Origin of the sequence: Streptomyces tatrensis (assembly GCF_049310065.1) — a bacterium.
Classification (GTDB): domain Bacteria; phylum Actinomycetota; class Actinomycetes; order Streptomycetales; family Streptomycetaceae; genus Streptomyces.
Genome location: NZ_JBMDLB010000011.1, coordinates 6,459,836 through 6,475,700 on the forward strand (window position 1 = coordinate 6,459,836; position 15,865 = coordinate 6,475,700).

13 protein-coding genes are annotated in these 15,865 nt (G+C 71.3%); all 13 read left to right on the plus strand.

Annotated elements, in window-relative coordinates:
• Nucleotides 1-32: 32 nt before the first annotated feature.
• The 13 genes from nrtL to ACODT5_RS45490 all read left to right on the plus strand — a co-directional run bounded on the left by nrtL (nt 33) and on the right by ACODT5_RS45490 (nt 15,811).
• Nucleotides 33-1,031 carry an ArgS-related anticodon-binding protein NrtL gene (nrtL, locus tag ACODT5_RS45430; RefSeq protein WP_422524727.1) on the plus strand — a complete coding sequence of 333 codons (999 nt, stop codon included), beginning with the start codon at nt 33-35 and terminating at the stop codon, nt 1,029-1,031.
• A gap of 88 nt (nt 1,032-1,119) precedes the next feature.
• On the plus strand, nt 1,120-2,511 hold the full coding sequence (lysA, locus tag ACODT5_RS45435) for a diaminopimelate decarboxylase (RefSeq protein WP_422524728.1): 1,392 nt from the start codon (nt 1,120-1,122) through the stop codon (nt 2,509-2,511).
• 160 nt (nt 2,512-2,671) lie between these two features.
• Nucleotides 2,672-3,961: a homoserine dehydrogenase gene (locus tag ACODT5_RS45440; RefSeq protein WP_266912707.1), complete on the plus strand. Its 1,290-nt coding sequence runs from the start codon at nt 2,672-2,674 to the stop codon at nt 3,959-3,961.
• 6 nt (nt 3,962-3,967) lie between these two features.
• Nucleotides 3,968-5,038 carry a threonine synthase gene (gene thrC / locus ACODT5_RS45445; protein ID WP_422524729.1) on the plus strand — a complete coding sequence of 357 codons (1,071 nt, stop codon included), beginning with the start codon at nt 3,968-3,970 and terminating at the stop codon, nt 5,036-5,038.
• Nucleotides 5,039-5,417: 379 nt separating this feature from the next.
• Nucleotides 5,418-6,344, plus strand: a complete 927-nt coding sequence (gene thrB, locus ACODT5_RS45450) for a homoserine kinase (RefSeq protein ID WP_422524730.1) — start codon at nt 5,418-5,420, stop codon at nt 6,342-6,344.
• Between the two features lie 470 nt (nt 6,345-6,814).
• Nucleotides 6,815-8,977, plus strand: a complete 2,163-nt coding sequence (gene rho / locus ACODT5_RS45455) for a transcription termination factor Rho (protein ID WP_422524731.1) — start codon at nt 6,815-6,817, stop codon at nt 8,975-8,977.
• A gap of 406 nt (nt 8,978-9,383) precedes the next feature.
• Nucleotides 9,384-10,487 carry an LCP family protein gene (locus ACODT5_RS45460; RefSeq protein ID WP_422524732.1) on the plus strand — a complete coding sequence of 368 codons (1,104 nt, stop codon included), beginning with the start codon at nt 9,384-9,386 and terminating at the stop codon, nt 10,485-10,487.
• 196 nt (nt 10,488-10,683) lie between these two features.
• Nucleotides 10,684-10,899, plus strand: coding sequence for a 50S ribosomal protein L31 (gene rpmE / locus ACODT5_RS45465; protein WP_422524733.1), 216 nt, complete (start codon nt 10,684-10,686; stop codon nt 10,897-10,899).
• Between the two features lie 114 nt (nt 10,900-11,013).
• A complete protein-coding gene (gene prfA, locus ACODT5_RS45470) occupies nt 11,014-12,093 on the plus strand; it encodes a peptide chain release factor 1 (protein WP_422524734.1) in 1,080 nt (359 codons plus the stop codon).
• A 77-nt stretch (nt 12,094-12,170) separates the two neighbouring features.
• Nucleotides 12,171-13,016 carry a peptide chain release factor N(5)-glutamine methyltransferase gene (gene prmC, locus ACODT5_RS45475; protein WP_422524735.1) on the plus strand — a complete coding sequence of 282 codons (846 nt, stop codon included), beginning with the start codon at nt 12,171-12,173 and terminating at the stop codon, nt 13,014-13,016.
• Between the two features lie 88 nt (nt 13,017-13,104).
• The gene (locus ACODT5_RS45480; RefSeq protein WP_112448421.1) at nt 13,105-13,752 is read left to right on the plus strand and encodes an L-threonylcarbamoyladenylate synthase; all 648 of its coding nucleotides are present in this window, start codon (nt 13,105-13,107) and stop codon (nt 13,750-13,752) included.
• Nucleotides 13,749-14,381 carry an arsenate reductase/protein-tyrosine-phosphatase family protein gene (locus ACODT5_RS45485; protein WP_243336224.1) on the plus strand — a complete coding sequence of 211 codons (633 nt, stop codon included), beginning with the start codon at nt 13,749-13,751 and terminating at the stop codon, nt 14,379-14,381. The genes ACODT5_RS45480 and ACODT5_RS45485 overlap by 4 nt, the downstream gene beginning before the upstream one ends.
• Nucleotides 14,382-14,578: 197 nt before the next feature.
• Nucleotides 14,579-15,811: a serine hydroxymethyltransferase gene (locus tag ACODT5_RS45490; protein ID WP_422524736.1), complete on the plus strand. Its 1,233-nt coding sequence runs from the start codon at nt 14,579-14,581 to the stop codon at nt 15,809-15,811.
• Nucleotides 15,812-15,865 lie beyond the last annotated feature (54 nt).

Genomic DNA, 15,865 nt, shown 5'->3' on the forward strand with positions numbered 1-15,865 from the left:
TGACGTGGGGGCTTCTCCCCTAGGCTGGTCTCGTGACCCCCGTCGACCTCTCCCGTTCCGTCGTGCGCGCCCTGCGCCGCGCCGTCGAGGACGGGGAGCTGCCCGCCGGTGTGGTCGTGCCCGAGCGGGTCGTCGTCGAGCGGACCCGGCCCGGGGGAGTGGGGGACTACGCCTCGCCCGTCGCGTTCGGGGTGGCGAAGGGTGCCGGAGTCGCGCCCCGCGGAGTGGCCGAGGTGCTGGCCCCGCGGCTGGCGGGCCTGGCCGGGATCGAGCGGGTGGAGATCACCGGCGCCGGGTTCCTGAACTTCGTACTCGCTGCGAGTTCCGTCGGAGAGCTGGTGCGCGGCATTCGGGCCGGTGGGGAGCTGTACGGCTTCGCCCCCGGTGGGTCCGAGAAGCGAGAGTTCGCCGATGTGCCCGTCGGGGCCCTGCGCGAGCTCGTCGTGCGCGCGGCCGTGCGGCGGATGCGGATCGCGAGCAGCCGGGGGGTGGAGCGGGAGGGCGATTGCGCCCCCGTAGCCCCCGTCGCCAAGCGAGACGGGGACGTGGTCGCGGAGTTCGGGGCCGGCGCCGCCGTCTGGGCGATGCTCTGTGTTCCCGCCGCCGAGACCCCTGTGTTCTCCGCATCGCTGCTGGTTCAGGGCGAGTCCAGTGAGTTCTTCCGGGTGCGGTACGCCCACGACCGGGCGCGGGCCCTGACCCGTAACGCCGGGCAGTTGGGGTTCCGTGCGGAACCGGGGGAGGTGGAGGGGGAGGTGGACGGCGCCGGCGCTCTGCTCGACGCCCTCCGCGATCAGCCCCTCGTGCTCGAAGCCGCCGCGCACCACCGTGCGCCCGAGCGGCTCGTCCGGCAGCTCGTCGTGATCGCCGACGCCCTGCTCGATTTCCAGTACGACGTCCTGCCCAAGGGGGACGAGAAACCCTCGGCCGCCCACCGTGCCCGGCTGGCCCTTGCCGAAGCCGCCGGGGCGGTGCTGGCCGGCGGCCTGGCCCTGCTCGGCATCGACGTGCCCGACCACCACCACCTGTGATGCCCGTGATGCGCATGCGCATGCGATCTGATGTGATCCGATCCGATGCGCGTGCGTTCCGGATGATTTGCGAAGAGAGAATGACGAGATGAGCCGTTCCGCACACCCCGCCGGGCCCCGCCACGCCGACGTCATGCCCGAGGGTCACTACGCCCCGCCGGCCGCCGACCTGAACGCCCTCGACGAGAAGATCTGGGCGCGCACGGTCGGCCGCAACGGCGACGGGGTCGTCACCGTCGGCGGCATCGAAGTGACCCGTCTCGCCGAGGAGTTCGGGACGCCCGCCTACTTCCTCGACGAGGAGGACTTCCGGGCGCGGTGCCGGGCGTGGGCCCACGCCTTCGGGCCCGATGCCGACGTCTTCTACGCCGGCAAGGCGTTCCTCTCCAAGGCCGTCGTGAAGTGGCTCAAGGAGGAGGGACTCAACCTCGACGTGTGTTCCGGAGGGGAGCTCGCCACCGCGCTCTCCGCCGGGATGCCGGCCGGGCGCATCGCCTTCCACGGCAACAACAAGTCGACGGCCGAGATCACCCGCGCCATCGAGGCCGGCGTCGGCCGGATCGTGCTCGACTCCTTCCAGGAGATCGCCCGCGTCGCGCACATCGCCCGCGAGCTCGGCGTACGCCAGCCCGTGCAGATCCGCGTCACCGTGGGCGTGGAGGCGCACACCCACGAGTTCATCGCCACCGCGCACGAGGACCAGAAGTTCGGGATCGCCGTCGCCGACGGGTCGGCCGCCGAGGCCGTACGGCGCGCGCTGGGACACGACAGCCTGGAGCTGCTCGGCGTCCACTCCCACATCGGCTCGCAGATCTTCGACATGGCCGGCTTCGAGGTGTCCGCCAAGCGCGTCGTGCGCCTCCTCGCCGCCGTGCGCGACGAGCACGGGGTGGAGCTGCCCGAGATCGACCTCGGCGGCGGGCTGGGCATCGCCTACACCCCCGCCGACGACCCGCGCGAGCCGCACGAGATCGCCAAGGCCCTGCACGAGATCGTCGCCCGCGAGTGCGAGGCGGCCGGCTTGCGCGCCCCGCGGATCTCCGTCGAACCCGGACGGGCGATCGTGGGCCCGACGGCCTTCACCCTCTACGAGGTCGGGACGATCAAGCCGCTGGAGGGCCTGCGGACGTACGTCTCCGTCGACGGCGGGATGTCCGACAACATCCGGACGGCCCTCTACGACGCCGAGTACTCGGTCACCCTCGTCTCCCGGACCTCCGAGGCCGAGCCCATGCTCGTGCGCGTCGTGGGCAAGCACTGCGAGAGCGGCGACATCGTGGTCAAGGACGCGTTCCTGCCCGCCGACCTGGCCCCCGGGGACCTCCTCGCGGTCCCGGCCACCGGCGCGTACTGCCGTTCGATGGCGAGCAACTACAACCACGTGCTCCGCCCGCCGGTCGTCGCAGTGCGCGACGGCCAGGCGCGTGTCATCGTCCGGCGGGAGACGGAGGAGGATCTCCTGCGTCTGGATGTCGGCTGACGCGCATCTTTCTGGGGGAAGCCCCCGGACGCCCAAAACGGTGTCTCACTCAATGGACCGAGGGTGGAAACTGTTGTCCATTGAGTGAGACTGGTTCACACCTGGGGTGCAAACCGCGCACCAGGTACTGATGTGAAGATCGAAAGGCGTAGGTCGAATGATGCGTACGCGTCCGCTGAAGGTGGCGCTGCTGGGCTGTGGAGTGGTCGGCTCGGAAGTTGCCCGCATCATGACGACGCACGCCGACGATCTGACGGCCAGGATCGGCGCGCCCGTCGAGCTCGCCGGCGTGGCCGTGCGCCGCCCCTCCAAGGTCCGCGAGGGCATCGACCCGGCCCTGGTCACCACCGATGCGACCGCGCTGCTCAAACGCGGCGACATCGACGTCGCGATCGAGGTCATCGGCGGCATCGAGCCGGCCCGCACCCTGATCACCACCGCCTTCGAGCACGGCATCTCCGTCGTCTCGGCGAACAAGGCGCTGCTCGCCCAGGACGGCGCCGCGCTGCACGCCGCCGCCGAGGCCGCCGGGCTGGACCTCTACTACGAGGCCGCCGTCGCCGGCGCGATCCCGCTGGTCCGCCCCATGCGCGAGTCCCTCGCGGGCGACAAGATCAACCGGGTGATGGGCATCGTCAACGGCACGACGAACTTCATCCTCGACAAGATGGACTCCACCGGCGCCGGGTACCAGGAGGCCCTCGACGAGGCCACCGCCCTCGGGTACGCCGAGGCCGACCCCACCGCCGACGTGGAGGGCTACGACGCCGCCGCCAAGGCCGCGATCCTGGCCGGCATCGCCTTCCACACCCGGGTCCGCCTCGACGACGTCTACCGCGAGGGCATGACCGAGGTCAGCGCCGCCGACTTCGCGTCCGCCAAGCGCATGGGCTGCACCATCAAGCTCCTCGCCATCCTGGAGCGCGCCGCCGACGGCGAGTCCGTCACCGCCCGCGTCCACCCGGCGATGATCCCGCTGACCCACCCGCTCGCCTCCGTCCGCGAGGCCTACAACGCGGTGTTCGTCGAAGCGGAGGCCGCCGGGCGGCTCATGTTCTACGGTCCGGGCGCGGGCGGCGCGCCGACCGCGTCCGCGGTCCTCGGCGACCTCGTCGCCGTCTGCCGCAACAAGCTCGCCGAGGCAAAGGGGCCGGGCGAGTCGGCGTACACCCAGCTGCCGGTCAGCCCCATGGGGGATGTCGTCACCCGCTACCACATCAGCCTCGATGTGGCGGACAAGCCGGGCGTACTCGCCCAGGTGGCGACGACCTTCGCGGAGCACGGTGTCTCGATCGACACCGTCCGTCAGCAGGGCAAGGACGGCGAGGCCTCCCTCGTCGTCGTCACTCACCGTGCGCCCGACGCCGCCCTCTCCGGGACCGTCGAGGCGCTGCGGAAGCTGGACACCGTCCGCGGTGTCGCCAGCATCATGCGTGTTGAAGGGGAGTAAGGACCCATGAGCAGCAATCGCACCCACCAGTGGCGCGGCATCATCGAGGAGTACCGGGACCGCCTGCCGGTCACGGCCACGACTCCGGTGGTCACGCTCCGCGAGGGCGGCACTCCCCTCGTCCCCGCCCAGGTGCTCTCCGAGCGCACCGGCTGCGAGGTACACCTCAAGGTCGAGGGGGCCAACCCCACCGGGTCCTTCAAGGACCGCGGCATGACCATGGCGATCACCAAGGCCAAGGAGGACGGCGCCAAGGCCGTCATCTGCGCCTCCACGGGCAACACCTCGGCCTCCGCCGCCGCCTACGCGGTGCGCGCCGGGATGGTCTGCGCCGTCCTCGTGCCCCGCGGCAAGATCGCGCTCGGCAAGATGGGCCAGGCCCTGATCCACGGCGCCAAGATCCTTCAGGTCGACGGCAACTTCGACGACTGTCTGGATCTGGCCCGCGCGCTGTCCGACAACTACCCTGTGGCGCTGGTCAATTCCGTCAACCCGGTACGCATCGAGGGCCAGAAGACGGCGGCCTTCGAGATCGTGGACGCGCTCGGCGACGCCCCCGACATCCACGTGCTGCCCGTCGGCAACGCCGGCAACATCACCGCGTACTGGAAGGGCTTCAAGGAGTACAAGGCCGATGGCCTGGCCTCCCGTACGCCCCGCGTGTGGGGTTTCCAGGCCTCCGGCTCCGCGCCGATCGTGCGCGGCGAGATCGTCAAGGAGCCGCACACCATCGCCACGGCGATCCGCATCGGCAACCCGGCCTCGTGGGACTACGCCCTGCAGGCCCGGGACGAGTCGGGCGGCTTCATCGATGAGGTGACGGACCGCCAGATCCTGTCCGCCTACCGCCTGTTGGCCGCTCAGGAGGGCGTCTTCGTCGAGCCCGCCTCGGCCGCTTCGGTCGCCGGTCTGCTCAAGGCCGTCGACCTCGGTCTGGTCGACCCCGGCCAGAAGATCGTGTGCACCGTCACCGGCAACGGCCTGAAGGACCCCGACTGGGCAGTCGCCGGCGCTCCGCAGCCGGTCACCATCCCGGTCGACGCCGAGGCCGCCGCCATCCGCCTCGGCCTCGTCTGACCGGAGGTACGGCGGTAGCCGCAGTAACCGCAGTAACCGCAGTAACCGCAGTATCCGAGTGGCCGGATTCCGGAAGTCTTTCGAAGGCTGAGGAATCCGGCAACTCGGGCCGTACGGCCCGAAAACCGACGGAATCCCGCCAGATATCGCGGCGGAAACCCGACCTCGGCGGCGGGAGCCGGCGACACGCATCGTGCGCCTGCTGTGCGCCCTATGTCGGAGAAGAACCTTCCTTCGATAGGCTGTACTTACATCCGCCGCCGCGCATATGACCGCGGTGCTGCCCACAGGGCCTTCGGGTGTCGTACGTTCTCCAGTACATTCACAGCGAGCCAGCGAAGATCCCGTCTCGCACAGTCACAAGGAGTGTCATCGGAAGATGGCCGGTCCCGCCTTCCGCGCCGCCGCCGTACGGGTGCGCGTTCCCGCCAGCAGTGCCAACCTCGGCCCGGGCTTCGACGCCTTCGGGCTGGCCTTGGGGCTTTACGACGACGTCGTCGTACGCGTGGCCGATTCCGGCCTGAACATCGACATCGCGGGCGAAGGTGCCGACACCCTGCCGCGGGACGAGAGCCACCTGCTCGTACGCTCCATGCGCACCGCCTTCGACCTGCTGGGCGGCCAGCCGCGCGGCCTCGAGGTCGTCTGTGCCAACCGCATCCCGCACGGCCGCGGCCTCGGCTCCTCCTCCGCCGCGATCTGCGCGGGCATCGTGGCCGCCCGCGCCGTGACCATAGGCGGCGAGGCCAAGCTCGACGACGCGGCGCTGCTTGAGCTCGCCACCGAGATCGAGGGCCACCCCGACAACGTCGCCGCCTGTCTCCTCGGCGGTTTCACCCTCGCGTGGATGGACGGCGGCAGCGCCAAGGCGATCCGCATGGAGCCCGCCGATTCCATCGTTCCGGTGGTCTTCGTCCCCTCCAAGCCGGTCCTGACGGAGACCGCGCGCGGCCTGCTGCCGCGCACCGTCCCGCACGTGGACGCGGCCGTCAACGCGGGCCGCGCGGGTCTGCTCGTAGAGGCTCTGACCAGGCGTCCCGAGTTCCTGCTGCCGGCCACCGAGGACCGTCTCCACCAGGAGTACCGGTCCCCGGCGATGCCCGAGAGCGTGGCGCTCGTGGCCCGGCTGCGGGCGGACGGCATCCCCGCGGTGATCTCCGGCGCGGGCCCCACGGTCCTCGCGCTGGTCGACAACGGTGCGGCCGACAAGGTCGCACGGCTCGCGGGCGAGGGGTGGGCGGCCAACCGGCTCGCACTCGACGCCGCGGGCGCGAGCGTACTTCCGCTGGGAACCCAGGGCGGCTGATCCGCGCAGTAGAGGACACAGCCGGCCAGGGGCGGGCGGCCAGGGCAGGCCGCCCGCGCGGAGCCCGCGCGAAACCCGCGCGGATGGGCTCTAAAGCCGGTGATCGAGAGGGGGAATGTCTGTTGGATCCGGTAGTGTTAGTCTCAAGTGCGCATCCGAAGCCGCCATGGCTTGGTGCTCAGTGTCCCTATCAGGGACCACCTTTCTTCCGGGAGCCTCCCCGACTGCTTTGATCGCTGCCAGCAGTTTCGAGCACGCTCCGGAATCGGCGTGATATTCCCACGCTTTCAGCTCGGGGGCTTCTCGCCGGAACCACCCATGCACATGCACGTTTCTCTCCGCCGTATCTCTATCGGCGGACCACCGCCCCGACTGCAGTCCGCGCCTCATCAAGTCACGGACTGACGTCGGACAGCACAACCGGTCGCCGAGCCAGACAGGCCGACGTCCGCTCCAGGGAAGGACCCTTCGTGAGCGACACCACCGATCTGATGGGCGCTGCCGACACCAACGTCGACACCAGTGCCCCCGCCGAGGGCGCCGCGCCGACCAAGCGCCGCCGCTCCGGCACCGGCCTTGACGGCATGGTCCTGGCCGAGCTCCAGCAGGTCGCGTCGGGCCTCGGCATCAGGGGCACCGCGCGGATGCGCAAGGGCCAGCTGATCGAGGTCATCAAGGAGGCGCAGGCGGGAAGCAGCGCCCCCAAGGCCGCGGCCGCCGCGCCGGCCGCCGCGTCCGCCGACGCCGGCGAGACCAAGCCGAAGCGCCGCGCCACCAGCAAGGCCCGTACGGGCGAGGCCGCCGCCGAGGCGCCCGCCGAGAAGACCGCCGCGCAGGCCCAGATCGACATCCCGGGCCAGCCCGCCAGCGAGGACGCCCCCGTCGGCGAGCGCCGTCGCCGGCGTGCCACCGCCCCGTCCGGCAGCCCCGAGGGCTCGGCCCCCGCCGCCGTCGTACAGGTGGAGCAGAAGTCCGAGACCGTCGCGCCGGCCGCACAGGCCGAAGCGAAGGCCGAGGCCGCCACCGCCCCTGCCGGCCAGGGCCAGGACGGCGAGGGCCGCGGCCGCCGCGAGCGCCGCGAGCGGGGCAACGACCGCGCCGACGGCCGCCGCGAGCGCCGTGACCGCGGTGCCAAGGCCGACGACCAGGGCCAGGGCGCCCAGGGTCAGGGCCAGGGCCAGGGCCAGGGTCAGAACCAGGGTCAGGGTCAGGGTCAGGGCCAGGGTCAGGGTCAGGGTCAGCAGGGCGGTCGTCAGGACCGGACCGACCGTCAGGACCGCCAGCAGGGCGGCCGCGGCCAGGGCCAGGGCCAGGGTCAGAACCAGGGCCAGGGTCAGCAGGGCGGTCGTCAGGACCGGGACCGTCAGGACAACGGCCCGCAGGACGACTTCGACGAGGACGGCCGTCGCGGCCGTCGCGGCCGCTACCGTGACCGCCGTGGCCGTCGCGGGCGCGACGAGTTCGCCCCGGTCGAGACCCCGGTCGCCGACGACGACGTCCTGATCCCCGTCGCCGGCATCCTCGACATCCTCGACAACTACGCGTTCATCCGGACCTCGGGCTACCTGCCCGGCCCGAACGACGTGTACGTCTCCCTCGCCCAGGTCCGCAAGGCCGGTCTGCGCAAGGGCGACCACACCACCGGCGCCGTCCGGCAGCCCAAGGACGGCGAGCGCCGCGAGAAGTTCAACGCGCTCGTGCGCCTGGACTCCGTCAACGGCATGGCGCCCGAATCCGGCCGCGGCCGCCCGGAGTTCCAGAAGCTGACCCCGCTGTACCCGCAGGACCGGCTCCGCCTGGAGACCGACCCTGGCGTGCTGACCGGCAGGATCATCGACCTGGTCGCACCGATCGGAAAGGGTCAGCGTGGTCTGATCGTCTCGCCGCCGAAGGCCGGCAAGACGATGATCATGCAGGCGATCGCCAACGCGATCACGGTCAACAACCCCGAGTGCCACCTGATGGTCGTCCTGGTCGACGAGCGTCCGGAAGAGGTCACCGACATGCAGCGGTCGGTGAAGGGCGAGGTCATCTCCTCGACCTTCGACCGCCCGGCCGAGGACCACACCACCGTCGCCGAGCTGGCCATCGAGCGCGCCAAGCGTCTCGTCGAGCTGGGTCACGACGTGGTCGTCCTGCTGGACTCCATCACCCGCCTGGGCCGCGCGTACAACCTCGCGGCGCCCGCCTCCGGCCGCATCCTGTCCGGTGGTGTCGACTCGACCGCGCTGTACCCGCCGAAGCGCTTCTTCGGTGCCGCGCGCAACATCGAGGACGGCGGCTCGCTGACCATCCTGGCCACCGCGCTGGTCGACACCGGCTCGCGCATGGACGAGGTGATCTTCGAGGAGTTCAAGGGCACCGGCAACATGGAGCTCAAGCTCGACCGGAAGCTCGCCGACAAGCGCATCTTCCCGGCTGTCGACGTCGACGCGTCGGGCACCCGCAAGGAGGAGATCCTGCTCAACAGCGAGGAGCTCTCCATCACCTGGAAGCTGCGACGGGTGCTGCACGCGCTCGACTCGCAGCAGGCCATCGAGCTGCTCCTCGACAAGATGAAGCAGACGAAGTCGAACGCCGAGTTCCTCATGCAGATCGCGAAGACGACCCCGTCGGGCAAGAACGACGACTGACGTCTCCCCGTAGCACCACCTGCGTGACCGCCGACCGCCCCCGCCGCACCCGCGACGGGGGCGGTCGCGTCATGTCCCGGGCCCTGTGCCGCTACGGGGCCTGCGGGGTCCGCGGGGCCTTGTGCGGCCCGTGCGGCCTGTGTGGCCTCGTGTGATCTACGGTGCTTCGCGCGCAGATGCGACCTTTGCCACACTCCGTACGCCGGCGGACCCTCGCAGTCACCGCGCGTCCCCGGGGGAAACCGCAGGTAGGCGGTGCATTGCGCGGTGCCCGCCCCGCGCCGCCCGACGGGGCGGGGCGGTCTGCGCGCGCCCGGGGCCGTGGAACCCTGGATGGCTTCCGCCCGTCCTTGTCAGGGGGAGCGCGGGAGTCGATCCGAGCACAGACAGGCGGGCAGAGCAGAGCATGAGCCAGGACAGCAGGGGCCACGGCCGCAGGGCCGGCGCGGGCCGACGCCGACGGAAGCCGGCCGCGCGCCGCAGGGCCGTCGTCATCGCCGCGTGGACCGCCACCGGCGTGGTCCTCCTGGGCGGGGCGGGGCTCGGCTACTTCTACTTCAAGTTCAACGGGAACCTCAAGACGGTCGACATCGACGCCGCCCTCGGCACCGACCGCCCGCAGAACGTGGACAACGGCTCGATGGACATCCTCGTCCTCGGCTCCGACTCCCGCGGCGGCGCCAACAAGGAGTACGGCCAGGACGACGGCGGCTCCGCACGCTCCGACACGGCGATGATCGTCCACCTCAACGAGGGCCACACCAAGGCCACCGTCGTCTCGATACCCCGCGACACCCTCGTGACCCGGCCCGTCTGCAAGCTCTCGAACGGCAAGAGCGACCCGGGCGGCCCGCGCAAGATGTTCAACGAGTCGTACACCGTCGGCGGGGCCGCCTGCGCGGTCAAGACCGTCGAGACGATGTCGGGGATCCGCATGGATCACTACCTCGAAGTCGACTTCACGGGCTTCAAGGAGATCATCGACAAGCTCGGCGGCGTCGAGGTGACGACTACCAAGCCGATCAAGGACCCTTACAGCCACCTCGACCTGCCCGCCGGGAAGAACAGGCTGGGCGGCGAGCAGGCCCTCGGCCTCGTCCGTACCCGCCACGGCGTCGGCGACGGCGGCGACCTGGGCCGAATACAGCTCCAGCAGGCCTTCATCAAGGCGCTGATCAAGCAGGTCAAGACCATCGGCGTCTTCGACAACCCGAAGAAGCTGCTCGACATCGCCGACACCGCCACCAAGGCCATCACCACGGACAAGGCGCTCGGCGACGTGAAGGCCCTCATGGGCTTCGCCCAGGGGCTGGAGGGCATCGGCCCCGAGCACCTGCAGATGATCACGCTGCCGGTGACCGGAGACACCCGTGACCCCAACCGGGTCGTACCGCTCACCAAGGAGTCCAAGATGGTCTGGGACGCCCTGCTGGCCGACCAGGAGATCCCCGCCGCGGCCACCGCGAACTCGGCCGGCGACAAGGGCACGGCCGGTACGGTCCTCCAGTAGCCGGATCGCCCCGACCGCCCCGTTGGAGGGGTTGGGACGGGCCGCGGAATAGATGCCGGACCCCTGCCGTTGAGGGAGGCGTCCTCAGAATTTTGACAGGCAGCCCGGTCCTGGCAGACTGGTCTGTCGGCCCCGGTTCACGCAGCGCGCAATTCGGCTCCTGCGACCCGGCGCCCTCCCGAATCTAGGAGACACCTTGAAGCGCGATACCCACCCCACGTACGTCGATACCCAGGTCAGCTGCACCTGTGGCGCGTCGTTCACCACCCGTAGCACCCTGACCGAAGGCACCATCCGTGCCGAGGTCTGCTCCGAGTGCCACCCGTTCTACACGGGCAAGCAGAAGATCCTCGACACCGGTGGCCGCGTGGCCCGCTTCGAGGCCCGCTTCGGCAAGGCTGCACAGAAGTAGCGAGCCTCAGGCGCCGGGTTCCGGCTGCACCCTGTTCGCACGGGGGCAGCCGGACCGGCGCCTTTCTCGTCCCGCAGCCCTTTTCTTCACATTCACCATCTTCAGGAGCCCCCGATGTTCGAGGCGGTCGAGGAACTGATCGGCGAGCACGCCGATCTTGAGAAGAAGCTCGCCGACCCTTCGGTCCACTCGGATCAGGCCAACGCGCGCAAGCTCAACAAGCGCTACGCGGAGCTGACCCCGATCGTCGCGACCTTCCGTGCCTGGAAGCAGTCCGCCGAGGACATCGAGACGGCGAAGGAGTTCGCGGCCGACGACCCGGACTTCGTGGCAGAGGTCAAGGAACTGACCGCACAGCGCGAAGGGCTCACCGAGAAGCTCCGCCTGCTGCTCGTTCCGCGCGACCCCAGCGACGACAAGGACGTGCTGCTCGAGGTCAAGGCGGGTGCGGGCGGCGACGAGTCGGCCCTGTTCGCCGGCGACCTGCTGCGCATGTACCTGCGCTACGCCGAGCGCGTGGGCTGGAAGACCGAGATCATCGACGCCACCGAGTCCGAGCTCGGCGGCTACAAGGACGTCCAGGTCTCCGTCCGCACCAAGGGCGGCAACGGCGCCACCGAGCCCGGCCAGGGCGTCTGGGCCCGCCTGAAGTACGAGGGCGGCGTGCACCGCGTCCAGCGCGTGCCGGCCACCGAGTCCCAGGGCCGCATCCACACCTCCGCCGCCGGCGTGCTCGTCACCCCGGAAGCCGAGGAGGTGGAGGTCGAGGTCAACATGAACGACCTCCGCATCGACGTGTACCGCTCCTCGGGCCCCGGCGGCCAGTCCGTCAACACCACCGACTCGGCCGTGCGCATCACGCACCTGCCGACCGGTGTGGTCGCCTCCTGCCAGAACGAGAAGAGCCAGCTCCAGAACAAGGAGCAGGCGATGCGCATCCTGCGTTCGCGCCTGCTGGCCGCCGCACAGGAAGCCGCCGAGCAGGAGGCCTCCGACGTGCGCCGCAGCCAGGTGCGCTCCGTGGACCGCTCCGAGAAGATCCGTACGTACAACTACCCGGAAAACCGGATCTCGGACCACCGGACGGGCTTCAAGGCGTACAACTTGGACCAGGTGCTCGACGGAGACCTCGACCCGGTCATCCAGGCCTGCGTCGACACGGACTCCGCCGCCAAGCTCGCGTCCGCGCACTGAGTCCCCCCGCAGGACCCCCGCACCGACCCGCGGGACCCCGCACCACCCCCCGTACGACAGCAGCCCGGAGGACCAGCGTGAACTTGCTGCTTGCCGAGGTGGCCCAGGCCACCCAGCGGCTGGCCGCCGCCGGCGTGCCCTCACCGCGTTTCGACGCGGAGGAGCTCGCGGCCTTCGTGCACGGCGTCAAGCGGGGGGAACTCCACCACGTCAAGGACGCGGACTTCGACGCCCGCTACTGGGAGGCCGTCGCCCGCCGCGAGGCGCGCGAACCGCTCCAGCACATCACCGGCCGCGCCTTCTTCCGCTACCTGGAGCTCCAGGTCGGGCCCGGGGTCTTCGTGCCCCGGCCCGAGACCGAGTCGGTCGTGGACTGGGCCATACAGGCCGTCCGGGCGATGGACGTCGTCGAACCGCTGATCGTGGACCTCTGCACCGGCTCCGGCGCCATCGCGCTCGCCATGGCGCAGGAGGTGCCGCGCTCGCGCGTGCACGCCGTGGAGCTGTCCGAGGACGCCCTCCAGTGGACCCGTAAGAACGCCGAGGGCTCCCGGGTCACCGTCCACCAGGGCAACGCGCTCAGCGCGCTGCCCGAGCTGGACGGACAGGTCGACCTGGTCATCTCCAACCCGCCGTACATCCCGCTCACCGAGTGGGAGTACGTCGCGCCGGAGGCCCGCGACCACGACCCCGAGATGGCGCTGTTCTCCGGCGAGGACGGCCTGGACACCATCCGCGGCATCGAGCGCACCGCCCACCGGCTGCTGCGGCCCGGCGGCATCGTCGTCGTCGAGCACGCCGACAGCCAGGGCGGACAGGTCCCGTGGATCTTCGCCGAGGAGCGGGGCTGGGCCGACGCCGCCGACCACCCCGACCTCAACAAGCGCCCGCGCTTCGCGACCGCCCGCAAGGCCATGCCGTGACCGGCCCCGCCCCGACCGGCCCCGCCCCGACCGGCGCAGTCACCGCGCGCATTCCCGCCACCACCCTGCTGCACGAGGAGGCCCGCTGATGGCCCGGCGATACGACTGCAACGACGCGACGGACCGCAAGACGGGCCTGCGTGAAGCCGCCTCCGCCGTACGCCGCGGCGAGCTCGTCGTGCTGCCCACCGACACCCTGTACGGGATCGGTGCGGACGCCTTCAGCGCCGAGGCCGTCGGTGACCTGCTCGCCGCCAAGGGGCGCGGCCGCAACATGCCCACCCCCGTCCTCATCGGCTCCCCGAACACCCTGCACGGCCTGGTCACCGACTTCTCCGAGCAGGCGTGGGAGCTCGTCGACGCCTTCTGGCCGGGCGCGCTGACGCTGGTCGCCAAGCACCAGCCCTCGCTGGCGTGGGACCTCGGCGAGACCGGGGGGACCGTGGCCGTACGCATGCCCCTGCACCCCGTCGCGATCGAGCTGCTGACCGAGGTCGGCCCGATGGCGGTGTCCTCGGCGAACCTGACCGGACACCCGGCTCCGGAGGACTGCGACGCGGCGCGCGAGATGCTCGGCGACTCCGTGTCCGTCTACCTGGACGGCGGCCCGACCCCGGGCATCCAGCCCTCGTCGATCGTCGACGTCACCGGGAAGGTGCCCGTCCTGCTGCGCGAGGGGGCACTGACCGCCGAGCAGCTGCGGGAGGTCGTGCCCGACCTCGAGGTGGCTCCGTGAGCCCTGAGGGGCGTGGCATAGCCGGGGACAACACCTTCCGCATACTCCACGTCAGCACCGGCAACGTCTGCCGCTCGCCCATCACCGAGCGGCTGACGCGGCACGCGCTGTCCCACCGGCTCGGCGGCCCCGTCACCGGCGACCTGATCGTGGAGAGCGCGGGCACCTGGGGCCACGAGGGCGCGCCCATGGAGGCCAACGCGGCCGCCGTGCTGGCCGACTTCGGGGCGGACGCCTCCGGCTTCACCGGCCGGGAGCTCCTGGACGAGCACGTCATACGCGCGGACCTGGTCCTGACCGCCACCCGCGACCACCGGGCCCAGGTGATCTCCATGGGGCACTCCGCGGGGCTGCGCACCTTCACGCTGAAGGAGTTCACCCGCCTGGTGCGGGCGATAGACCCGGCGACGCTGCCGCCGCTGGAGGACGGGATGGTGGAGCGGGCCCGCGCACTGGTTCGGGCGGCCGCTGCGTTGCGGGGCTGGCTGCTGGCTCCGTCCCCGGACGCCGATGAGGTGTACGACCCGTACGGGGCTCCGATCACCTTCTTCCGCTCGATCGGCGACGAGATCAACCAGGCGCTGGAACCGGTGGTCACCGCGCTGACCGGGGTCAAGACCTCCCGCTGACCTGCGGCGTCGTTGTCGGGGGCGCCGCCCCCGAACCCCCGCTCCTCAAACGCCGGAGGGGCTGAAAGATCAGGGCTCCGCCCCGGACCCCGCGCCTCAAACGCCGGCGGGGCTGGATCGGCGCCGCAGGGCGGGATGCGCAGGGGCGGCCTACAGTGGCTGGTACCCGGTACGCGGTACCCCCCTGGAGTCGCGCCATGAGCGTCATCACCCAGCCCCTGGACCTGCTGCGGCAGCAGGATCCGCAGATGGCCGACGTCCTCGACGGGGAGCGGCAGCGGCAGGCGACCGGGCTGCAGCTCATCGCCGCCGAGAACTTCACCTCCGCCGCCGTGCTCACCGCACTGGGATCGGCGCTCGCCAACAAGTACGCCGAGGGGTACCCCGGCGCCCGCCACCACGGCGGCTGCGAGTACGCCGACCTCGCCGAGCAGATCGCCGTCGAGCGGGCCCGCGCCCTCTTCGGCGCCGAGCACGCGAACGTGCAGCCGCACTCCGGATCCGCCGCCGTGCTCGCCGCCTATGCCGCGCTGCTGCGGCCCGGGGACACCGTGCTGGCCATGGCGCTGACCTCCGGGGGACACCTCACCCACGGGTCGCCCGCCAACTTCTCCGGGCGCTGGTTCGACTTCGTCGGGTACGGAGTGGACGCCGCGACCGGGCTCATCGACTACGCCCAGGTGCAGCGGCTCGCGCACGAGCACCGGCCCAAGGCCATCGTGTGCGGGTCGGTCTCCTACCCGAGGCACCCCGAGTACTCCGTGTTCCGGGAGATCGCCGACGAGGTCGGGGCCTTCCTGATCGCCGACGCCGCCCACCCCATCGGACTCGTGGCCGGCGGTGCCGCGCCCAGCCCCGTGCCCTACGCCGACATCGTCGTGGCCACCACCCACAAGGTGCTCCGGGGCCCGCGCGGCGGGATGATCCTGTGCGGGGCCGAGTTCGCGGAGCGGATCGACCGGGCGGTGTTCCCCTTCACCCAGGGCGGCCCCCAGATGCACACCATCGCCGCCAAGGCCGTGGCCTTCGGCGAGGCCGCCGGGCCCGCCTTCACCTCGTACGCGCACCGGGTGGTCGCCAACGGCCGCGCCCTGGCCGACGCGCTCGCCGCCCGCGGGTTCGCCGTCACGACCGGCGGGACCGACACCCACCTGATCACCGCCGACCCCGCACCGCTGGGCCTCGACGGCGCGGGAGCCCGGGGCCGGCTGGCCGCCGCCGGGATCGTGCTGGACACCTGCGCCCTTCCCTACGGAGACAGCCGCGGGATCCGCCTCGGCACCGCGGCGGTGACCACGCAGGGCATGGGGGAGGCGGAGATGGGCCGGATCGCCGCGCTGTTCGGGGCCGCGCTGAGCGGCGGGGAGCCCACGAAGATCCGTAGGGACGTCAACGAGCTGGTGGTCAGTTTTCCGCCGTATGGGGTTTAAGCAGGGCAAGAGCGACGTACCGCAACCGGGATACCGCCCTTGCGCGTCCCCGAC